Source organism: Campylobacter ureolyticus, assembly GCF_013372225.1.
GTDB classification, from domain to species: Bacteria; Campylobacterota; Campylobacteria; order Campylobacterales; family Campylobacteraceae; genus Campylobacter_B; species Campylobacter_B ureolyticus.
Window position 1 is genome coordinate 183812 of record NZ_CP053832.1, and the last position, 21526, is coordinate 205337.

The 21526-nt window shown below is 32.0% G+C and carries 19 protein-coding genes; 16 read left to right on the forward strand and 3 right to left on the reverse strand.

Features of this window, described 5'->3' with window-relative positions:
- Positions 1-56: 56 nt before the first annotated feature.
- Together dcd and CURT_RS01000 are read right to left on the reverse strand one after the other, a co-directional pair.
- Positions 57-617 carry a dCTP deaminase gene (dcd, locus tag CURT_RS00995; RefSeq protein ID WP_018712558.1) on the reverse strand — a complete coding sequence of 187 codons (561 nt, stop codon included), beginning with the start codon at positions 615-617 and terminating at the stop codon, positions 57-59.
- A 48-nt stretch (positions 618-665) separates the two neighbouring features.
- A complete protein-coding gene (locus CURT_RS01000) occupies positions 666-3347 on the reverse strand; it encodes a TonB-dependent receptor domain-containing protein (RefSeq protein WP_018712557.1) in 2682 nt (893 codons plus the stop codon).
- A 192-nt stretch (positions 3348-3539) separates the two neighbouring features.
- Here CURT_RS01000 and CURT_RS01005 point away from each other — a divergent pair, with 192 nt between their 5' ends.
- From CURT_RS01005 to CURT_RS01035, 7 genes are read left to right on the forward strand one after another with little or no spacing between them, the layout of a single operon-like run.
- A complete protein-coding gene (locus CURT_RS01005; RefSeq protein WP_018712556.1) occupies positions 3540-5750 on the forward strand; it encodes a TonB-dependent receptor plug domain-containing protein in 2211 nt (736 codons plus the stop codon).
- 9 nt (positions 5751-5759) lie between these two features.
- The gene (locus CURT_RS01010) at positions 5760-6620 is read left to right on the forward strand and encodes a ChaN family lipoprotein (protein WP_018712555.1); all 861 of its coding nucleotides are present in this window, start codon (positions 5760-5762) and stop codon (positions 6618-6620) included.
- Positions 6613-8895 (forward strand): TonB-dependent receptor domain-containing protein, encoded by a 2283-nt coding sequence (locus tag CURT_RS01015; RefSeq protein ID WP_018712554.1) that lies wholly within the window; start codon positions 6613-6615, stop codon positions 8893-8895. The genes CURT_RS01010 and CURT_RS01015 overlap by 8 nt, the downstream gene beginning before the upstream one ends.
- An 8-nt stretch (positions 8896-8903) precedes the next feature.
- The gene (locus tag CURT_RS01020; protein WP_018712553.1) at positions 8904-9842 is read left to right on the forward strand and encodes a MotA/TolQ/ExbB proton channel family protein; all 939 of its coding nucleotides are present in this window, start codon (positions 8904-8906) and stop codon (positions 9840-9842) included.
- Entirely contained in the window at positions 9839-10243 is a 405-nt protein-coding gene (locus CURT_RS01025) for an ExbD/TolR family protein (protein WP_018712552.1), read from the forward strand. The genes CURT_RS01020 and CURT_RS01025 overlap by 4 nt, the downstream gene beginning before the upstream one ends.
- 9 nt (positions 10244-10252) lie before the next feature.
- Complete coding sequence (locus CURT_RS01030; RefSeq protein WP_018712551.1) at positions 10253-11143, forward strand: energy transducer TonB family protein; 891 nt, start codon at positions 10253-10255, stop codon at positions 11141-11143.
- Positions 11144-11187: 44 nt separating this feature from the next.
- On the forward strand, positions 11188-12747 hold the full coding sequence (locus CURT_RS01035; protein WP_018712550.1) for an ATP-binding cassette domain-containing protein: 1560 nt from the start codon (positions 11188-11190) through the stop codon (positions 12745-12747).
- Between the two features lie 21 nt (positions 12748-12768).
- Here CURT_RS01035 and hutX read toward each other — a convergent pair whose 3' ends face one another.
- Complete coding sequence (gene hutX / locus CURT_RS01040; protein WP_018712549.1) at positions 12769-13263, reverse strand: heme utilization cystosolic carrier protein HutX; 495 nt, start codon at positions 13261-13263, stop codon at positions 12769-12771.
- A 181-nt stretch (positions 13264-13444) separates the two neighbouring features.
- Here hutX and CURT_RS01045 point away from each other — a divergent pair, with 181 nt between their 5' ends.
- From CURT_RS01045 to CURT_RS01085, 9 genes are read left to right on the forward strand one after another with little or no spacing between them, the layout of a single operon-like run.
- On the forward strand, positions 13445-14059 hold the full coding sequence (locus tag CURT_RS01045) for a MotA/TolQ/ExbB proton channel family protein (RefSeq protein ID WP_018712548.1): 615 nt from the start codon (positions 13445-13447) through the stop codon (positions 14057-14059).
- A complete protein-coding gene (locus CURT_RS01050) occupies positions 14056-14466 on the forward strand; it encodes a biopolymer transporter ExbD (protein ID WP_018712547.1) in 411 nt (136 codons plus the stop codon). Before CURT_RS01045 ends, CURT_RS01050 begins: the two co-directional genes overlap by 4 nt.
- 11 nt (positions 14467-14477) lie before the next feature.
- A complete protein-coding gene (locus tag CURT_RS01055; RefSeq protein ID WP_018712546.1) occupies positions 14478-16493 on the forward strand; it encodes a TonB-dependent receptor in 2016 nt (671 codons plus the stop codon).
- Positions 16483-17457 (forward strand): FecCD family ABC transporter permease, encoded by a 975-nt coding sequence (locus tag CURT_RS01060; protein ID WP_018712545.1) that lies wholly within the window; start codon positions 16483-16485, stop codon positions 17455-17457. Before CURT_RS01055 ends, CURT_RS01060 begins: the two co-directional genes overlap by 11 nt.
- The gene (locus CURT_RS01065) at positions 17457-18218 is read left to right on the forward strand and encodes an ABC transporter ATP-binding protein (RefSeq protein WP_018712544.1); all 762 of its coding nucleotides are present in this window, start codon (positions 17457-17459) and stop codon (positions 18216-18218) included. The genes CURT_RS01060 and CURT_RS01065 overlap by 1 nt, the downstream gene beginning before the upstream one ends.
- A gap of 9 nt (positions 18219-18227) precedes the next feature.
- The gene (locus CURT_RS01070) at positions 18228-19025 is read left to right on the forward strand and encodes an ABC transporter substrate-binding protein (protein ID WP_018712543.1); all 798 of its coding nucleotides are present in this window, start codon (positions 18228-18230) and stop codon (positions 19023-19025) included.
- Complete coding sequence (locus tag CURT_RS01075; RefSeq protein ID WP_018712542.1) at positions 19022-19684, forward strand: energy transducer TonB; 663 nt, start codon at positions 19022-19024, stop codon at positions 19682-19684. The genes CURT_RS01070 and CURT_RS01075 overlap by 4 nt, the downstream gene beginning before the upstream one ends.
- Positions 19685-19687: 3 nt before the next feature.
- Positions 19688-20941 (forward strand): radical SAM protein, encoded by a 1254-nt coding sequence (locus CURT_RS01080; protein WP_018712541.1) that lies wholly within the window; start codon positions 19688-19690, stop codon positions 20939-20941.
- Complete coding sequence (locus tag CURT_RS01085) at positions 20938-21441, forward strand: flavodoxin family protein (RefSeq protein ID WP_018712540.1); 504 nt, start codon at positions 20938-20940, stop codon at positions 21439-21441. Before CURT_RS01080 ends, CURT_RS01085 begins: the two co-directional genes overlap by 4 nt.
- Positions 21442-21526: the final 85 nt, after the last annotated feature.

Genomic DNA, 21526 nt, shown 5'->3' on the forward strand with positions numbered 1-21526 from the left:
AGATTTTACAAACCATCTTACTCATTTTAAATTTAAAATATTTTTAAAATTTTAATCTATTTTAAAATTCTTGGAAGAGTTATTCCTTTTTGGTTTTGATATTTTCCTTTTTTATCAGCATAGCTTACAACACACGGCTCATCACCTTCTAAAAATAGCACTTGAGCGATTCCCTCATTTGCATAAATTTTAGCAGGAAGTGGAGTTGTGTTTGATATCTCAATTGTTATATGCCCTTCAAATCCAGGCTCAAATGGAGTAACATTTACTATTATTCCACATCTTGCATAAGTACTTTTTCCAAGGCATATTGCTAAAACATTTTCAGGCATTTTAAAATACTCAACCGTTCTAGCAAGTGCAAATGAATTTGGCGGAACTATGCAGATATCGCCTACGAAATCAACCACATTTTTTTCATCAAAATTCTTTGGATCAACAACTGTTCCACCGATATTTGTAAAAATCTTAAACTCATTTGCAACCCTTATGTCATATCCATAGCTAGAAAGTCCATAGCTTATTACGCCAAGCCCAACATTTTCTTCACAAAATGGATTTATCATCTCATCTTTTAAGCTTTTTTCTTTTATCCATTTATCGCTTTTAAGTCCCATTTCTACCCTTAAATATCAAATTTAAAGACTAATTATAGCAAAAAACATTTAAAATTTATATTCGAAACTAAGATGAAAAGTTCTTCCTGGGGCTGGAGTTAATCCCATATTGTTGGCATCAAGATAATATTTATTTGCCAAATTATCAACTCCTGCTGAAATTGTTAAATTCTCTTTTGGATTATAATTTGCATAAATATCCACTATAGAGTAAGAGTCCCATTCAGCACTGTTTGTCTCTCCAATTGGTGTGTCTGCTGGTTGCCATATAGAGACAAATCTTTTGCTTGTGTAGCTATATCTTGCACCTATGTCAAGTTGTTTTTTAAAAAGTCTTGTTCCAACATTGGCATATAATGTCGTTTTTGGAGGGACTGCATTTGATAAATTTGACCCGCCAATTCCACCTTTATAACATTTTTGCTCACCAGGTTGTAGGTTTTCATCTTTTTGGCAAAACTTTGTTTGTAGGATTTGATTCACTCCTAAATTTGAATAAAATTCACCATTGTCAAAGTAAAGCGAACTCTCCAAGCCTCTAAACAGCGCACTTTCTATATTTGTAGTTTGTTGGAAGCTGCTTCCAATAATGTTTGAGCGAGTTAAATAGTTTTTTGTGTAGTTGTTATAAAATGCAAGCTTAAATCCTAAAACATTATTAAAATCACCTAAATTTTCAAGTAAAAAGTTTCCTCCAACCTCAAAGTCAAAGTGTTCTTCTGGTTTTAAAGTCATAATTTTTTCGCCTTGATTTTGCTGTCCAAAACCCTTTGTGGCTTGAAAAAGGCTTGGATTTCTCACAGCTTTTGCATATTTTATATATAAATTTATATTATCATTTGGCTTAAAAGTTAGCATCAAAGCAGGGCTTATTGCATTTGTTTTTATATCTGGTGTATAAATTTTAGTTGGACTATAGACTAATACGCCATTTTTACGAACATAGCAAGTTCCATTTATACACTGTTCTAGAGGATTGTTGTCTTTTATTCTTGCGTTTATATATCTAAGACCAAAATCAGCCTCCAACCACTCTAAAACAGGATATTTTGCCCATAAAAAGGCACTTATTTCATCTCTTCTTGCATCTCTTTCATAAAGTTTTCCAACAGCTGAATAGTCTTGTAAGATAATTTTATTTGGGTCAATATTTAGTTTTTTAGCAACCTTTTTAGCAAATTCAAATGGACTATTTATATTTGGATAATTCTTTTTTATAAGACGATCTGTTGTATCGCTTGGCGGAGTAAATCTTTCATAAAAATAAGAAACTCCATAATTAAGCATTAGCGGTTGGTTGATTAGTTCAATTGTGCTTGTATTTTGTAAGCTAAAGCCAAGTTGCTTAGAGATTAGAAAAGATGCATATCTAGCGTCTAATTTAGAGCGCATAGAATTTTCATCCAAATCAACTAAATCTTCAATAAATGGCATAAATAACGATGTGTCATTTTTAGTGTAAAATGTGTTAAATTTAAGATCTACATATGGATTTTGAGGGTTATATCTATATCCTGTGCTAAAAGAGTCAACTATAACTTCACCGCCTTCTCCTTGCAAAGCTCCATCACTTCTAATGCTAGTCTGAGATGGCATAAGCTCGCCAAAATTTGACTCATATCTGCTATAAGCAAAGTTAAATGTGTGAAAATCGTTATATAAATTTAATTTAGCTAAATATGATTTGTTTTCTTGAAAGGTATTTAAGACCTCTTCTCCAGCTCTATAATATGTATAATTATTTTTATCAAAAACAAGTTTTTTAGAGATTATCTCGTATGATTGTGGAGCTATAGTATATTTTCCCAGTCTTCGTGAGTAGTATGCTTCATATTTTGATGGATCTTCTATATCTGTTTGTGAGCTTTGTGTCCCTACGATTTTAGGTGTTGAGCCATGCTTTCCCGCAAAGTAGTTTCCTTGATATTTTCTAGCATATCCCAAAACCATATCTGCATTTTCCCATTTTTTTGCAAATGCCAAGCTTCCATTCCAACTTTTTCCCAAATTTTGAAATAAATTTCCATTTTGATATCTTGCTGGTGTGTCATATGTTTGAGGATGATCTTTTAAAAAAGCCTTGCACTCATCATCATCTTCATATTTACACTTATCCACCCATTTTGTACGATATCCGCCACGCGTGTAAAGTGGTGGTTTTTTGTTTGTATTAGACATCATGCCACCTGCAATTCTAAATCCCCAGTCTTTATCATCAGGTATAATATCTTCCCAACCAATAGTTTTCATTCTTATAACTCCGCCAGTTGCACCAACACCATCAGCTCCAAAACTTACGCCTTTTTGAATTTCAACATTTGAAAGCAAATCAGGATCAAGATAAGTTCTAGTGCTAGATCCTGCATATCCTTGCCAAGAAGGTGTAGATCTAAAAGCTCCATCGATTATCACAGGAACTCTATTTTCATTTTGCAAGCCTCTAATATTAACTGTTATCGCGCCACTGTTTCTTTTGTTTGTAACAAAAACTCCTGGAATTCCACTTAAAAAATCTCCAACCGAACTACCGCGAAATCTTTGAATATGGGCTTGGTCTAAATATGAGTAAGAGCCAGCTTTTGTGTAGGTTTTAAGCTCACTTTTACCATGATAAATCTGTTGTTGCCCAGTTATTGTAATATCATCAAATGAAATATCGGCCTCATTCTCAAGGCAATATACTAATGAAAATGTAAGTGGTATACTAAATATTAAATATTTTTTAAACATAATTTCTCCAAGTCATAATAAAAAATAAACTCGAAATAATAACAAATCTTTTCTTAACAAATGATTATAAGTATCAAAATATAAATATACAATCTAATGATATAGATATTAATAAATATTTTCAAAATAAAAGTATAATTTAAGGTGAAGTTATTATAATAACTCTCAAAATTATTTTTTAATGGTTTGAAAATGAATTTATATAAATTTAGACTTTTATTTACTATTTTTTTAGTATTTGGCTACGCTTTTGGGGCTGAAGAGTTAGATTTTAATACTCTAGAAATTTTGGCTAAAAAGATAGATGATGACAAAAATGGCTATTTAACTCCAGGTGCGATTGTTACAAAAGGCGATGAGATAGGAGCTAAATCAACCAAAGATATTGATAGCATGATAAGAAGTATAAGTGGCGCTTATACACAAGTTGATGAGGCAAATGGTGGAATTTCAGTAAATATTCGCTCTCAAACTGGATTTGGTAGGGTAAATACTATGATTGATGGTGTAACTCAGACCTATTTTGGCTCATCAAGCGATCAAAGTGCTGGAGTTCATAGTTTTGCGACAAATATCGGGACTTCAGCTTACGGCGCGTTGATTGATCAAAATTTTCTAGCTGGACTTGAGGTTAAAAAAGGCACATTTAGTGGGGCAAATTTTGGCACAGCAGGAAGCGTGGATTTTAGGACAATTGGCGTTGATGATATTGTAAGAAGTGGCAAAAATTTTGGCTTTTTAGGTAAATATTCATATGGGAGCAACAAAATTGGACCAAGCTATATGGGAAGTTTTGCTGGAAAATATGAGTTTAAAAATGGTTTTAAATTTGGCACTTTGTTTGGGTATAGTGGCAAGAAAATAGAGCAAAATTATAAAACAGGTAATGGAGACGAAAAACAACTAATTAATAAGGATATGCTAATTAGTCATCCAAAAAATACCCTTTTAAAAACTGAGTTTGCAGATGAAAAAAATATGGTTATTTTGTTGCACAGAAGTTATGATAATCACTTAGCAAAAAGAGAAATCTCAAGCAATTCTTATCAGTTAAATTATAATTTTTTACATAATGATTTTATAAATTTAAATTTAATTACTTCATATCAAAAAACTGATCAAGATTTTGATAAAGGTGCATCTCTTGGGTGGTTTGTCTTAGATAAAGAGGGAATGATGGAGTCGCAAAATAAGGCTTTTAGCTTTGATATCAACAATATAGCCAAGTTTAATATTTTGAATAATTTATACTATGAAGCCAAATTTGGAATGAGTTTTTTGGATAATGACTATCAAAGAATTACAAATGATAAGGATTGGAAGACTTTTACAACGGAATTTGGTCTTATCCCAGAAGGTCGGCAAAAAATTTATAGTTATTATTTAAGTAGTAATTTTACAAATAATAAATTTAGCCTTGATGCAAATTTAAATTTACAAAAGTTTAAGCTAAGCGGACAAAAAGGGGAGTGTTCAAGAGATAACTATCTTTGCTATCCAAAAGAGGCGGGAAATTTAACTTTGAAAGATACAAATTTTAATTACTCGCTTTTAGCTTCATTAAATTTAGATACTCTTTTTTCGCCATTTTTGAGCTACACAAAAGCCACTCGTCCATTAAATGTTCAAGAATTTTTTACAAGTGGAGCTTATGATACAAACATCAATACCAACTTAAAGCCAGAGAGCGCAAAGACTTTTCAAGTAGGATTTAACTCTTTTATGCATGGGCTTTTGGCAGATGATGATACTTTTGGACTAAAAATTATTTATTATAAAACCGATGTGGATAACTATATTTTTGATAGATATTTGGTGCTTGGTGGAGCATTTTTTGCAAGGGATAATGCAAAGGCCAAATTTGAAGGATTTGAAGTTGAAACAAGTTATGATGTGGGATATTTTTATACAAATTTAAGCTACTCATATCAAAAAGCTCTAAAACTTCCAATCTCTGACTCACAAAAGATAGCAGGACATTTGGGGATGGGTGGTGGAGTAACGCAGTTTAGTGAGCTTCCAAGAAGCTATGCGACGCTTGATATTGGTACAAGATTGTTTGATAAGAGGCTAACTTTTGGCTCAAGCATAAAATATACAGGCAGAGCAAAAAGAGTAGATCCAAGAACTGATTTTAACGCCAATCCACCCTATTTCTCAGCTGAGCCAAAAACTGAGAATTTACCAAACATTCCAACAATTATCGATTTATACGCCATCTATGAGTCAAATGACAATTTAAGAGTTAAATTTGAAGTGCAAAATTTGACCGACAAAAACTACATGGATGCACTCTACACTCTAAACTCAAATGAATCACAAATCGGACAAAATAATATTACACTTTTTGACAACAAGGCAAGAGGGCGAAGTTTTATAGCCTCTATTGTCTATAAATTTTAAGGAGGATTTTTGAGAAAATTTGGAAAATACTTTATTTTTATCTTTGTTTTTATCTTTTTAACTGGCTGTGCCCAAAAATACATACAAGTTCCAGCCGACTATAACACTTTTGAGGTGATAAATTTAGACAACAATCAAACTATAGGCTATGATAAATTTATAGATGAGCTTTTGCAAAATGACATTATCATGCTTGGTGAAGCTCATACAGATGAGTATCATCATTTCGTGCAAAATAAAATCATTAACGATTTATATAAGTTTAAAAATTTAAGTGTTGTTTTTGAAATGCTAGGCGTTGATAAGCAGAAATTTATCGATATTGCTAAGAAAAATGCTTTAAATTTAGAATCAAAAGAGCTTGCAAAAGCTATAAAATGGGAAAAAAGATGGGATTATAATTATTATAAAGATATCGTTGAAAGCGTTTTTTATAGTGATATGGAATTTATTGCAGGAAATATTACTGATGACGAGATAAAGACTATTTATGAGGGTGCAGCTCCACTAAATGGCGTAGTTTCAACTACTGATGAGGTAAAAGATAAACTTTTTGACATTATAAAAATTTCTCATGGATTTAGCGATGATGACAATGAAACTGTTTCTAAAATGGTTGAAATTCAACAATTCAAAGACCGAAGAATGGCCGATAAACTAGTCCATAGCTCAAATTTGGCCATTTTGATAGCTGGACGAAATCACACCGATAAAACAATTGGCGTTCCACTTCACATACTTGACTTTAACAAAAATAAAAAAATGATCTCTGTTGGTCTTGGATATTGGCAAGAAGAGGTTGATGACAAGAACCAAAAAGAGCAAGATTATTTGATTAAATTTTATAAAGATGGAGAAAAAAATGAGTAAAAAAGGTCTATTTTTATTTGGCTTTCTGCTGTGCTTAAGTGCGCAAAGCAAAGAAATTGATTTTGATACGCTTGAAGTTTCGGCAAAAGAGATAAAAAGCGAAGATAAAAGTTTTGTAACACCAGGTGCGATTAGCTCAAGAAGTGGTGTTGGAGAGAGCACTCAAAGTATTGATAGTATCGTCAGAAGCATGCCAGGAAGCTACACCAATACCGATCAAACTCAAGGCACAGTTCAAGTTAATATCCGTGGTATGAGTGGTTTTGGTAGGGTTAATACTATGGTTGATGGAGTTACGCAGACATTTTTTGGAACCTCGGCCGATAATGGAAAATATCATACAAATGATGGCAATATGGGAACTTCAGCTTATGGGGCGATGATTGATCAAAACTTTTTAGTAGCTGTTGATGTTACAAAAGGAACATTTAGTGATGGTCATGGGGGACTCATGGGAAGTGCAAATTTCCGTACAATTGGTGTTGATGACTTAGTAAGAGATGGTAAGATTTTTGGCTTTTTGGGTAGATATTCTCATGGTACAAATGGGATTGGATACAACTATATGGGAAGTGTGGCTGCAAAAACGCAGTTGAAAAATGGTGGAAGCATAGGAGCTTTGTTTGGATATAGTGGTAGAAAAATATCACAAAACTATAAAGTTGGTGGTGGTGGAAAGATAGAAGATCAACAAATACCAAATCCAGACTATGATCCAAATGAGCCAATAGACGAATGGAATAAACCATATCTAAGCACAAGACCATTCCATACAGACGAGCTAACTCAAAGACCAAAAAGCTATCTTTTTAAAATAGAGGCAAAGCCAGATGAGTATAATAAAGCTATTTTAAGCTATAGAAGATATGAAAATTTACTAGCTGGTAGAGATATGATAAATGATAACTATCAAGCTGATTATAACTTCAATCCAAATAATCTTATCGATTTAAATTTATTAGTAGCATACAATCAAGGCAAACAAAAATATCTAAGCGATGCTGCGTTTTTTGGAAGAACTGATATGGCCGATAAAGGAGATTTGAGCGCAACAAACAAAGCCTTAACTTTAAACTTGGACAATAGCTTTTCATTTCACATTGATAATTTTATCCTAGCTTCTAAATTTGGAGTTAATTATCTATCAAATGAGTATAAAAATAGTGTTGATAGAAACTTGCCAGGTATCGACTCAACGCCTTTTCAACCTCGCGGAAAACAAAAAATTACAACTTTATTTTTGGATAATAAAATAAATTATTCTGTATTTGAATTAAGCACAAATTTAAATTTGCAAAGATGGAATATCAAAGGGCATAAGCCAAAATGTGATGCAAACACACATTGCTTTCCAATGGCTGCAGCCGATGTTGATAGGAGCGATACGGAGTTTAACTACTCTTTTATGATATCTTCTAAACTTCACGATCTTTTTATGCCATTTGTTAGCTACTCTAAAACATCAAGACCGCCAAATGTCCAAGAGATGTTTTTTTCAACAAATGATGGAAATGGCGTAAATCCATTTTTAAGACCAGAAGTTGCAAAAACTTGGCAAATAGGTTTTAATAGCTATAAAGAAAATTTACTCTTAGATGATGATGTTTTGGGCTTTAAAGTGCTTTATTATAAGACTAATGTTGATGATTTTATCTATAACAAATCATTCCATACATCAGATACTTTTATGATACATTTAAATCAAACCGAGCTTACCAAATTTAGCGGAGTTGAGGCAGAGCTTAGTTATGACATGCAAAAATTTTATCTAAAAGCAAGCTATTCTAAGCAAAAAAGCAATCAAATTGTAAATGAAACAAGTGGTGTTATACCAAACTCATTTGCTGGATATACCGAGATGACAGAGCTTCCAAAAGACTACGCGACAATTGATATAGGAACTAGACTTTTTAACAAAAGATTGATAGTTGGAATGCTTGCAAAATATACAGGAAGTGCAAAAAGAGTGACTGTTAGTAATGACGATAGACACGATCCAAATGATCCAGATGACTGGTTTCCTGAGTTTAATACAGAAAAACTTCCAAAAATACCAACGATTTATGACCTTTATGTAGTTGCAAAACCAAAAGAAAATTTAACTTTTAAATTTGAAATACAAAATTTATTTGACAAAAATTATATGGATGCATTAAATGCATTTAATGGAACCTCAAACCAACTTTCTTATGATGCCAATGGAAATGATATTCATCTTTTTGATAATAAAGCTCGTGGCAGAACTATTATAGGAAGTTTTGAATATAAATTTTAAGGAGATTTATGAAAAAAATATTTTTTATGTTTTTTATTGTTTTTGGACTTTGTTTTGCAAATGAGTCTATTGATGGCTCAAATTTAGCTATTGAGAGTAACTTAAGCAGTATAGCGATAAATAATGAAATAGTTATTGAAGCTAACAGCACAAATGTTAGTTATGAGGCAAACGACATAAATAAGGCAATAGTTGAAGCTAACATAACAGCTAAGAGCAATATAGTAGAGTCAAATTTAAGTCCAAAAATAGATGAGAATGATAGCTTAAGTAGTATAGAAGCTCCAAATTTAGCCATAAAAAGCGTAGATTTTACACTTTATGGGCTTTATGAAAATGCCGATGTGGTTGTTAAATTTGTTATTTATATTTTAGTGATTTTTTCACTTTTAACTTGGTCTGTGTTAATTGCTAAAGTAATTGAATTTTGGCGTTATAAAAAGATTTTAAAACTTGATTTGTTTTATACAAAAAAGGCTATTTTTTTAGAGGATTTACCTACGCTTAAAGAAAACAGTTTTATGGAAATTTTTAAAAATGAAGCAATAATTGAAATGGAAAAATCTAAAAAATTAAATGGAACCAAAAGCAGAATTAGAACAAATTTTGAGATTAAAATAAACTCAATCATAACAAATGCTAAAAATTTAACTTCTATTTTGGCAAGTATCGGCTCATCGGCTCCATTTATCGGGCTTTTCGGGACTGTTTGGGGGATAATGAATTCATTTATTGGAATCGCAGGTTCTAATGATACTGGACTTGATGTAGTAGCTCCTGGTATTGCAGAAGCGCTTTTTGCTACTGCTTTTGGATTAGCTGCTGCAATTCCTGCTGTGCTTTTTTATAACTATATCATAAGAAAAACAGCTAAATTTGCAAATGAAATTGATGAGATTGCAACTGCTGTCTATCTCATCGCCGATAGAACTTTGGATAAAAAATGATAAGACTTGAAAGTGATAAAGAACTAAGCGAGATAAATGTAACGCCATTTATTGATGTAATGTTGGTTTTGCTAATAATTTTTATGGTTGTAACGCCACTTATGACAACCTCTGTGAAGGTTGAGCTTCCAAAAGGAAGTGAAAATTTACAAAACGATGCCGATAAAAAACCTTTAATTTTATCAATTGATAAAGAAAAAAATCTTTTTTTGGATGACAAAGTGATAAATTTATCAAATTTAAAAGAAAGTTTATTTGCCAAAACAAGTGGAGATTTTGATGAAATAATTTATTTTCATGTCGATAAAAGCGTGGAATATGAAGCGGTAATAAATGTTATAAATTCAGTAAAATTACTAGGGTATTCCAAAATCGCACTTTCATCAAAATTGGAAAATTAAGAAAAATTTATGAGAAACAAAACAGAAAAAAACAGCCTTATTTTTGGAGTAATTTTATCTTTAATGCTTCATTTTTTGGTTTTATTTTTATTTTTGCATAGACCTTACAAACCAAGTTTAAGTGGCGGATATGGTGGAGAAATAGGTGAGTTTGAATCAATTATGATAATTTCAGATCTTCCACTTGGTGAGCTTAGAGAAATTTCGGTTGATTCCGTTAAGGCTATGCAAAACTACGAAGCTATGCCAGAAATTGATGAGATAGAGGTCATAAAAACAAAAGCACCACTTGATGAAATAGATGAGGTAGAAGTTATAACTTCCATAAGCGCTTTAGAAATTCCAAGCGAAGTAGAAGTTATAAAAGCTCAGAATTTAGCCCCAAAAATAGTCAAACCAAAAGAGCAAAAACAAAAACACAAAAAAAATGTAAAAAAAGAAAAAACTCAAAAAAAAGCCGATGAAAAAAAGCCTATTTCCAATATTAGCGGCGAAGTAAACTCAGTAGCAAAAGACAGCTTCGCAAGTGCTCCAGTTAAAGGAAGTGGCACAAAAGTATCATCACCTAGTCTTGGTAGTGGCAAAAGTAAAAACTCTAATTGGCAAGGACTGGTAATGGCTCATCTTAATAAATTTAAAAAATATCCTAAAAACTCACTTATAAATGAAGAAGAGGGGAAAGTTATTTTAAAAGTTGAAATTGATAAAAACGGAAATGTTTTATCAACAAAAATACAAAAGCCTTGTAAATTTACAAGATTAAATAATGAGGCATTGAAAATTTTTAAAGATGCTTCTCCACTTCCAAAACCACCAGTAGATTTAATAAAAGGAAAAAATAGTGTGGTTTTAAATATGCCAGTAGAATATAACATAAAAAAATATTTAAAAAATCGCTAAATTTAAGTAAATTTTCACATTGAATTTTTTAAAAAGGGTAAATTTTGATAAAAAACTACATTTATAAATTTAGTATCATTTTTGTTCTCTCGCTTATTTTTGGTGGGCTAAATATCGCAATTTTGGCATATATCAACAAATTCATCCTAAATTTAACAGAGCCAAATTTAAAAATAATGCTCTTTTTTGCAGCTCTTATACTCTTTTTTTTTATTGCAACATTTTTTATAAGAGTAGTTATAACTAAGATAAACAATATCATTATTTATGAATTAAGGGTTAAATTTGTGCTCAAAGTCTTAAATACAAAGATGATTTTTGATGAAAACAAGCCCAAAATTTTAGCCTCACTTTCCAAAGATATTGGCAGCATTTCAAATGGTTTTATGCGTCTAAGTGACGCAGTTCAGGGATTTGTTTTGGTCATTTTGTCGCTAGCTTATTTTTATTATCTATCAAAAGAGATGTTTTTATTCGTATTTTTGTGGTTTGGCTTGATATTTGTCTTAACTTATATTTTTATAGGCAAAGCAAGGAGTAGCTACGCTTCTTCAAGAAAATTTGATGATGATTTATATAAAAGTTATGAGACGCTTTTAGGCGGTTTTAGGGAACTTCGCATAAGTAAAAAGAGAGAAGATAACTTTTTGGCCACCTTTTTTCAAGAGGCAACTTCTCAAAAAAACGCCAACATAAAAGCAGAAATTTATGGCAACCTATCAAGTAATTTTTTAAATGTAATGATGCTTTTTGGGATTGGTTTTATCATGTTTTTATCGCTTGGTTTGGGAGTTTCAGATTTTAAAACAGCAACTACCATAAGCCTTTCTATGATGTTTTTAAGAGCGCCTTTTATGATGGCCGTCTCATCGATACCTTCTATTTTGGTTGCACTTATCTCCATAAAAAAGATAAAAGAGCTTAAATTTGATGAGATAAAAGAGTCATTTGGCAACCAAACTGCGATGAAATGGAGTAGGCTATTTTTAAAAGATATTGATTTTGCCTATTTGGATAAGAAGATTTTAAATGGTCTAAGCTTAACAATCAAAAAAGATAAAATCATCTTTTTAGTAGGTAAAAATGGCTCTGGCAAATCCACTCTATTTTCGATATTGTGCGGACTTTTAACTCCACAAAGAGGCGAGATTTGGATAGATGAAAAAAGGTTATGCGATGAAGACTTAAGAGCTTTTCAAAACAGCATAGCAGTTGTTTTTAGCGACTTTTTTTTATTTGGTGAGATACTTAATTGTGATGAGAGTTTTATTGACTTTTGGCTTGAGAAACTAAAACTTAAAGATAAATTTAAGTTAAATTTGGAAAAAAATAGCTTTAAATTTAGTAGCTTCAACCTCTCAACAGGACAAAAAAAGCGCCTTGCTTTGCTTGAAGTTTTGGCCTTGGAGAAAGATTTTTTAATGCTTGATGAGTTTGGTGCAGATCAAGATCCTGAGTTTAGAGAGTATTTTTATAAAGAAATTTTGCCATTTTTAAAAAATAAGGGAGTTGGTATTTTTGCTATAAGTCACGATGATAGATATTTTAAATTTGCAGATGAAATTTACAAAATGAGTGATGGAAAGGCACTTCAAATAAAATGAGTGCCACGCCCACCAAAGTTTTTAAAACTTATCTTTCAATCTTAAAAACTTTTCAACTTGCTCTTCTTTTAGCTCTCTTTTCTCGTCTCTACTTAGATAAAACTTAAAAATAGTTTCATTTTTCTCATTGTAAAAATGAACGCTATGACCCAAAACTCCCATAAATTTAGTCGATACAAAACCTATCTTTTTGACGCTATCTTCTTTTAAATGTCCGCCAAGATATCCCATCGCACCGCTGAAATTTAGATATCCTCTTGCTTTTTTGGGTGGATTTATTTTAGCCTTGAACTCGATTATAAACTCAGGTGTATTTTTACAAAACATAACTTCGCCCCAAGTTGCAATCTCAGCCAAAATTGCCTCTAAATTTGAGCCGCAAATTTCATTAAACTCCTCTTTTCCTCTAAATTTCAAAACCTCATATTCACTTACTTTTAGCTTCATCGCCGCCTCAATAACACTCATATTTTTATTCTCAAATAGAGCTTTAACCTCTTGTTCTAAATTTCTCATTTGTCTTCTCCTTTAGTCTAAAATAGATGATACTGGATATTATAATTAAAAAAATAGTTAAATAGGTAAATAAAAGCGAAAAATATTTTAATAATTATGATTTTATTTATCATAATTTAAGCCGTAAATTTATATAATCAGCTTTGATTATTATATACTTTATCAATAAGGTTTGTTTTATATGTTTTATTATATGCAAGTTGGCGGCATCTTTATGTGGCCTATCTTTTTTCTTGCTGTCTTATCTCTTGCTGCAGTTTTAGAAAAACTATTTTTATATTTTGTGAGATTGAGGGATTTGGGTTCTAAATTTAAGTTAGATATCACCAAAAACTTAAACAACCAAACTTTTGAGAAAATAGGTGAAATTTATCAAAACTATAAAAATCCACTGGCAAAAGTAGTTTGTGCGGCTTCTAACTTCTATCTAACCAACAAAAATATATCAAAAAGCGAGTATGAATTTCTAATCAAAACTATGATTGATGATGAAATTTCAAAACTTGAAAAAAACAACTGGATTTTAGGTATCTGCATAAGCGCATCGCCACAACTTGGGCTACTTGGCACAATTGTTGGAATGATAAAGTCTTTTGGCGCGCTAAGTGCTGCAGGTGATCCAACCTTGGTTGCAGGCGGAATTTCTGAAGCGCTCTATACTACAGCTTTTGGGCTTTTGGTTGCAATACCAGCTTTGGTTTTTCACGTCTATTTTATAAATAAAAATGATTCAATTATGGAAAACTTGGAAAAGATAGAGTTTTTGCTCTTAAAAAAGTTTGAAGGCCTTAGATGAGAAGAGTAAGAAGGCGCAATTTTTATAGCATATCCATAATAAATCTAATAGATATAATATTTATTTTGCTTATATTTTTTATGATTACGACCACTTTTAAGCAAACTGAAAGCTTGGATATAAATTTGCCAAAAAGCAAAACCTCTTTTAATAAAAATAGCGATGTAAATGTTGTAATTTTTTATGATTTAAATGAAAAAATCACTATAAAAACTGATAATAAAGTCCTATTTAGCTCAAATTTAGACGATCTATCAAAAGAGATAGGTGAGCTAAATTTAAATACATTCAAAGCAGTTCATCTAAGTGCTGATAACAAACTTGACTATGGAGCGATAGTAAATTTAATGTCAATCTTAAAAGAAAATAAAATCAAAAATTTAAATTTAGATATAGAAAAATTTTAAAAAGGAGCATTATGCGTAAAGTTTTAGTTTATGGTATTGTTTTGCAATCTTTGCTTTTTGCAAATACAAGGCTTGAGACAAGTATCATCTCTACAACGGGTTTTGAGGACACTTTGGCAAATGAGGTAAGAAATGTCAATGTTATCACAAAAGATGATATCCAAAAGAGAGGCTATAAAAGCCTAAGAGATTTGTTTAAAAATACTCCAAGTGTCTATATGTCTAAAAAGGCCTTTGGCGATGTTATCGATATGCGTGGTCAAGGCGAAAAGGCAAATACCAATGTCCAAATCATGATAAATGGCGTGGCGATGAATATGACTGACTCATCTCATACCTCTATGCCATTTGATGCTATTAATGTAGATGATATTGAGCGTATTGAGATTCTTCCAGGTGGTGGATCTGTGCTTTATGGAAGTGGCACACAAGGCGGAGTTATCAATATAATTACCAAAAAAACAAGGCAAGATTTCTATGCCAATATAGCATCAAGATATCAAAGTGGAGGTTCGATAAATGCTAGGTTCAATATCGGTGCAATGGCAACTGATAGGCTATTTTTAAGGGCTGGTGTTTTAAAAGATAAGAGCAACGGCTATAGATATGGCGAAAAAAGCAATGGTGCATATGGCAGTTTTGGGTTGGATTATCAACTAGGCGACAACCAAAACTTAAGTCTTGATTTTTCTCACTATAGCGGCGATCAAACAACAGCTGGTGGAGTAAGTAAAAAAGAGCTTGATAAAAACAGAAGAGTAGCTGATGGTTCATACTCTACGACAGATATAAAAATGACAAATTTAAATTTAGACTATGGCATTAAATTTAACGACAGCTGGCAGTTTAATACAACTCCTTTCTACCAAAAAACCAAGTTTCAACCAAAAGGTAGTGTTTCTGGCTTTGAAGATAAAAAAATTGGTGCTAGAAATAAGGTAAAGTATAACTATGAGAGTGGAAATTTAATATTTGGTTATGACTTTATTTACAACAAAGGCATAAATGATGGACATTTTGACTATATAATACCAATGCCATCACCAATGCCACCAATGCGTTATGTAAGCACTTCAAAAGGCTCTACCAAAAAAATCACAAATTCATTTTTCATACAAAATTTATTTGAGATGACAGATAACTTTTCTCTAACTACTGGCTATAGATTTGACCATGCAAGCTATAAAATCACAAAATATACTAGCACAAAAAGGGCTCTTCTTCCTGCATTTCCTACGACACCATTTAAGGTGGCTACTCTTGATTTAAAAAAGAGTGAAAACAACCATGCTTTTGAAATAACTCCTAGTTTCGCCTATTCAGATACAGGAAATCTATATTTTAAATTTGAAAGAGGCTTTACTAGTCCATCGGCAAACAAAATGCAAAATAAAGATAGGGTAAAGGGATATTATCCAAGCAATATCAAATCAGAGAAATTTCTAACCTATGAAGTTGGTATGAGAGATTTGGTTTTGGAGCAGTTTTTCCAAGCAACAGCTTTTTATACAAAAAGCAAAGATGAGATAACAACCGATATGGTAGGTATGGGCGAGCAGTGGAAGCAATACAACATCGGAAAGACTGAAAAATGGGGCTTGGAGATTGGTTTAGAACAAAGCTTGATAGCTGATAAGTTAAAGCTACAAGAGAGCTTTGCCTACACTAACACAGAGGTTAAAGATGCAGGTAAAAACAGGTGGATAAAAGTTGGCGAAGTTGTGCCAAATGTTCCAAAATATAAATTTACTCTTGGGGCTGATTTTGAGCTAACTAACAATGTAAATATTTTTAGCGATACTACCTTTTATGGTAGTCAAAAAAATAGCAGCTACGAGAAAATCTCATCATACAGCTTAACAGATATTGGTGTAAGATTTAAATACAAAGGCTTTAGTCTAACAGCTGGAATTAACAATCTTTTTGATAAAGAATTTTATAACTCAGTCTCTGGAAATGGAGATGATAAAATTTATTCTGTAGGCGATGGCAGAACTTATTATACGGAGTTTAAGTATGACTTCTAGTCATAAAAAATATCTTTTGATATTGATGGCAATTAGCTTTTTAGTTGCCATCATATCAGCTTGTATAGGAGGAGCTGATATTGGACTTAAGGATATTTTTGCCTATTTTAATGGAGATTTGTCAAAAAGCAAGGAGATTATTCTTTTAGAGATTAGATTTCCAAGAATTTTAATGGCATTTTTAATAGGCATCTTGCTTGCAACAAGTGGTGTTGTAACGCAAAATATCTTTTTAAATCCAGTAGCAGATCCCTACATCATAGGAATTGCAGCCTCTGCAACTTTTGGAGCTGTCATAGCCTATCTTTTTAGAATGAGCGATATTTATTATGCTATTTTTGCATTTATCTCATCGGCAATTTTATCCCTACTTATCTTTAGAATTTACACAAAAGCAAGAAATATCGCAACACTTTTGATAGTTGGTATTGCATTTTCATCTTTTTTGGGTGCTTTTACCTCTTTTGCAACTTATATGATAGGAGAAGAGAGTTTTAAGATAGTTGCTTGGATGATGGGATATTTGGGTGGTGCTTCGTGGAGCAAAATCGTACTTTTGACGCCACCTTTGATCTTTACTTTTATCTATTTTTATTCAAAAAGATATGAGTTAAATATCCTTTTAAGTGGCGACGAAGAGGCAAAAAGCTTAGGCGTTGATGTTGATAATATCAAAAAAAGATTGCTTATCATCTCAGCTCTTGCAGTTAGTTTTAGCATCTCATTTACAGGAATGATTGGCTTTGTAGGACTTATTATCCCGCATATCATAAGAATGCTTTTTCAAACTTCAAATAACGCCGTCATACTTCCATTTTCAGCAGTCATTGGTGGGCTTTTTTTACTATTTTGCGATATGCTTGGAAAAACTCTGCTTGCCCCAACAGAGATACCAATAGGCGTAATTACCGCCCTTTTTGGTGCTCCATTTTTCCTATTTTTGGCTTTAAAAGGTGGTAGATAATGGAAGTTAAAAATTTGGAGTTTTCTTTTTATAAAAAAGAGATTTTAAAAGGGCTAAATTTAACTGCAAAAAGAGGCGAATTTATAGGAATTTTAGGACCAAATGGCTGTGGAAAAAGCACTCTTTTGAAAAATATCTTAAAGATTTATAAGCCAAAAAGTGGGATTATAACTCTAAAGGAGAAAAGTTTAAAAGAGTATTCTCAAAAAGAACTTAGCCAAATTTTGAGCTTTGTTCCACAAAAAAGTCAAATCTCAATGCCACTTTTAGTTGAAGATATCATCTTAATGGGAAGATACTCACATCTAAAAAGCTCATTTTATGGTTATGAGAAAAAAGATTTAGAGGCAGTTGATGAGATAATGAAGCTTTTAAATTTGGAAAATTTCAAAAAAAGAATTGCTTTTACGTTAAGTGGTGGCGAGTTTCAAAGAGTGATTTTAGCAAGAGCTTTGGTTGGAAAGCCTGAAATGTTGCTTCTTGATGAACCAACTTCGGCACTTGATCTAAACTATGCTGTAAATATTTTAAAGATTTGTAAAGCCATTGTCAAAAAGCAAAATATTGCCTGTGTTGTTGTGCTTCACGATCTAAATTTAGCTTCACTATTTTGCGACAAAATCTTGCTTTTAAAAGATGGAAAAGTAGCCTATGAAGGGAGCGTTAATGAGCTTTTTACAAAAGAGATTTTAGATGAGATTTATTCTTTAAAATGCGAAATATTAAATTACGAAAATAGACCAATTGTGGTTGCTGTTTAAGGAGAAGAGATGAAAAAGTTTTTAAGTGTTAGTTTTTTAAGCGTTAGTCTGCTTTTTGCAAAAGGAGCTATTATTTTAGATCCAGCTGTTGTTGAGATATTTTATCTGTTAAATTGCGAAGATAAAATAACAGCCATTGCAAAAACCCAACAAAGTAAAATTTGGCCAGAGGAAAAAACTCAAAATTTGCCAACCGTTGGGACATATATAAAGCCAAATTTAGAACGTATTATTGAGCTAGATCCCGATATCGTCATTACAAATTTTCACTCAACTGAGATTTTGGATGATTTAAAAAGATTTAAGATTGAGTATAAAGATACACAGGCAAACAGCCTTGAAGATATCTACAACAACATCACAATTGTTGGTGAGTTTTGCAAAAAAGAAGATGAGGCAAAGAAGCTAATAGATAACTTTAAAAGCCAAATTTCAAAATTTAAAACATCTAAATTAAAGGGCAAAAAAGCTATATTTTTCTACTCTTCTTCAAATTTAATGTCATTTGGAAAAGAGACCTTGCCAAGTGACATCTTTAAGTCATTAAATTTGATAAATTTAGCAGATAAACTTGATGGAAAAACACCAATTGTTACAAATGAGTTTTTGATAGAGCAAGATCCTGATTTTATGGTTGTTGTTGGCAATTTGAGTGTAGATGAGTTTTTAAAACAAAATCCAGTCTTAAAGCACACAGCTGCGGCCAAAAATAATAAAATTATCATAGTTAGCTCCTCATCATTGCTTAGAGGAAGCCCAAGGTTGGTAGATGAGATAAAAAGGCTCTATGAAGAATTTATAAAATGAGATACTTTTTACTCTCTTTGCTTTTTAATGCGCTCATTCTGCTTGTGCCGCTGCCATCAGCCTCAATTAGCACATATGCAAAAGATGAGCCAATTAGTATCAAGCTTAGTTTAGATTTTGTTTCTAATAGTGATGAGAGTCCTTTGATAGATGATGAGATAAAAGAGAGCGAGGTTGATATAGAAGAGTTAAAAGAGCCTTTGATAGAGGAGCCAAAGGAAGTTATAGAAGAGATAAAAGAGCCGCAAGAGGTTGTAAAAAAGATAGAAGCTCCAAAAGAGCCAAAAGTAGTAAAAGAGAAAAAGGTTCAAAAGGTTAAAAAAAGTAGCATACCGCCAACTCAAAACTTGCAAAAGAGCTCAAATTTAGAGAGCAGGGGCTTTTGTAAAGAAAATGTTGGATTTAAGATTGTAAATGAAAAAAAAGAGTATGAGTTGCCTAAAAAAGCAAGAATGTTGCGGCTAAGGGGAGATTTTAGGGCTGAAGTGAAATTTAGACTTTTAAAAGACGGCAGTGTGAAGATTTTAAGCTCAACTGGCGATAAAATTTTTAAAGAGGCTGCTATAGAGCTTACAAAAGAGCTTCAGATTGAAATAATTGATAAAAATAGCATTGGTTGCGATATTACCAAGCCATATATTTTTAGAATGAAAAGGTAGCAAATGTTTAAAGAACGAGTTAAAGGTCATCATAGACAAAACCTAACAAGACCAACGATGGCAAATCCAAAGGAATTTGAGGATTTTTTAAATACAAAACCACTGGATAAAAATGGCATTATCTATTTTCACATCCCATTTTGCGACAATATCTGTTCGTTTTGTAACTTAAATAGAAAAAAACTGGAGGGAAAACTTGATGAATATAGCGATTTTTTGGTAAAAAATATTGAGTATTATGCCAAATTTCCCTATATCAAAGAAAAAGTTTTTAGTAGCATTTACTTTGGTGGCGGGACACCGACAACTTTAAGTTTATCAAATTTAGAGAAAGTTTTAAAGGCGATTAATGAGAGTTTCAACATCGCAAAAGAGGCTGAGTTTAGCTTTGAGACAACACTTCACAATCTAAATAAAAACAAGATAAATTTAATGCAAAGTCTAGGAGTCAATCGCTATAGCATTGGTATTCAGACATTTTCAAACAAGGGTAGAAAACTCCTAAATAGAGTTGGCGACAAAAGCAAAGCGTTGGAGAAGCTAGGCTTGATAAAAGATGAGTTTAATGGCTTTGTTTGCACTGATATCATCTACAACTATCCAAACCAAAGCGAGGATGAGATTTTAGAAGATGCTAGGATTTTAAAGGAGCTAAAGATTGATAGCACAAGTTTTTACTCACTTCAATTTCACGAAGGCTCGGCTTTTTTGAAAGAGAACGATCCAAATTATTATGATTTAAAAACTGACTTTAAGCTTCATAAGCTCTTTTTAGAAAGTATGCTTGATGATAGCAATTATGAGCTTTTAGAATATACAAAAGTTGCACGAAAAAATCGCGATAGATATCTATATATAAAGCTTTCTCACGAAGGTGTTGATATATTGCCAATTGGAGTTGGAGCTGGCGGAGGGCTTGGAAATTTTGGGATTTTTTCTATGAGCCAAGAGATGAAAATGATATCGAAAAAAACAGCTGCTCAAAAAGAGTATGATCTATTTTCAAATTTGTTTCAATACGATAAAATCGACATCGCAAGAGTAAAAAGTTTTTTAGACGAGAAAACTTTTGATGAAATTTATAAGTTTTTTAAAACCTGTGAAAGTGAAAAGTTGTTAAAAATAGAAGAGGGTTTTTTGATATTTAATATAGCTGGAATTTTTTGGGGAAATAGTATCGCTGAAGAGAGCTTGAATTTGACAAAAGAGTATTTTTTACAAAAACATTTAAAAGAGATTGAGGGAGAAAATTTATGAAAACATTAGTTTTATACCATTCACTAACTGGCAACACAAAAAAAGTTGCCACTGCAATTGCAAAAAGCAAAAACGCCGATTTAAAAAGCATAGATGAAGAGTTTGATGTGGACAATTATGAGTGTGTTATATTTGGATTTTATGTAGATAGAGGTTTTTTTGTGCCAAAGGCTGAAAATGTAGCAAAAAATATCAAAAACAAGACAATGGGGCTGTTTTTTACGCTAGGTGCTGAACCAGATGGCGATCATGCAAAAGATTGCGAGAAAAAAGCGCTTGATTATTTTACAAAGCTAGGCAACAATGTAAAGGCAACTTTTTGCTGCCAAGGAGCAATCGATCCAAAAGTAATCGAGCAAATGAGACAAATGGCGGCAAAAATGGGCGATAAGGCAGTCCATCAAATAACACCCCAAAGAGAGGCTAGATGGAAAAGAGCAGCCTCACATCCAGATGAAAATGACATAAAAAACGCTGTTTTGGCCTTTGAGAGTTTATAAAAATAAATTTCTTAAAAATATTGTTTATCTAAATTTAATATTAAATTTCACTAAAATTAGATAAAATAGGAATTACCATTAAATT

Coding starts and splice junctions, on each gene's coding strand:
- dcd (WP_018712558.1), bottom strand. CDS start 617: ATGGGACTTAAAAGCGATAAATGGATAAAAGAAAAAAGCTTAAAAGAT.
- CURT_RS01000 (WP_018712557.1), bottom strand. CDS start 3,347: ATGTTTAAAAAATATTTAATATTTAGTATACCACTTACATTTTCATTA.
- CURT_RS01005 (WP_018712556.1), top strand. CDS start 3,540: ATGAATTTATATAAATTTAGACTTTTATTTACTATTTTTTTAGTATTT.
- CURT_RS01015 (WP_018712554.1), top strand. CDS start 6,613: ATGAGTAAAAAAGGTCTATTTTTATTTGGCTTTCTGCTGTGCTTAAGT.
- CURT_RS01020 (WP_018712553.1), top strand. CDS start 8,904: ATGAAAAAAATATTTTTTATGTTTTTTATTGTTTTTGGACTTTGTTTT.
- CURT_RS01025 (WP_018712552.1), top strand. CDS start 9,839: ATGATAAGACTTGAAAGTGATAAAGAACTAAGCGAGATAAATGTAACG.
- CURT_RS01030 (WP_018712551.1), top strand. CDS start 10,253: ATGAGAAACAAAACAGAAAAAAACAGCCTTATTTTTGGAGTAATTTTA.
- hutX (WP_018712549.1), bottom strand. CDS start 13,263: ATGAGAAATTTAGAACAAGAGGTTAAAGCTCTATTTGAGAATAAAAAT.
- CURT_RS01045 (WP_018712548.1), top strand. CDS start 13,445: ATGTTTTATTATATGCAAGTTGGCGGCATCTTTATGTGGCCTATCTTT.
- CURT_RS01050 (WP_018712547.1), top strand. CDS start 14,056: ATGAGAAGAGTAAGAAGGCGCAATTTTTATAGCATATCCATAATAAAT.
- CURT_RS01055 (WP_018712546.1), top strand. CDS start 14,478: ATGCGTAAAGTTTTAGTTTATGGTATTGTTTTGCAATCTTTGCTTTTT.
- CURT_RS01060 (WP_018712545.1), top strand. CDS start 16,483: ATGACTTCTAGTCATAAAAAATATCTTTTGATATTGATGGCAATTAGC.
- CURT_RS01065 (WP_018712544.1), top strand. CDS start 17,457: ATGGAAGTTAAAAATTTGGAGTTTTCTTTTTATAAAAAAGAGATTTTA.
- CURT_RS01070 (WP_018712543.1), top strand. CDS start 18,228: ATGAAAAAGTTTTTAAGTGTTAGTTTTTTAAGCGTTAGTCTGCTTTTT.
- CURT_RS01075 (WP_018712542.1), top strand. CDS start 19,022: ATGAGATACTTTTTACTCTCTTTGCTTTTTAATGCGCTCATTCTGCTT.
- CURT_RS01080 (WP_018712541.1), top strand. CDS start 19,688: ATGTTTAAAGAACGAGTTAAAGGTCATCATAGACAAAACCTAACAAGA.
- CURT_RS01085 (WP_018712540.1), top strand. CDS start 20,938: ATGAAAACATTAGTTTTATACCATTCACTAACTGGCAACACAAAAAAA.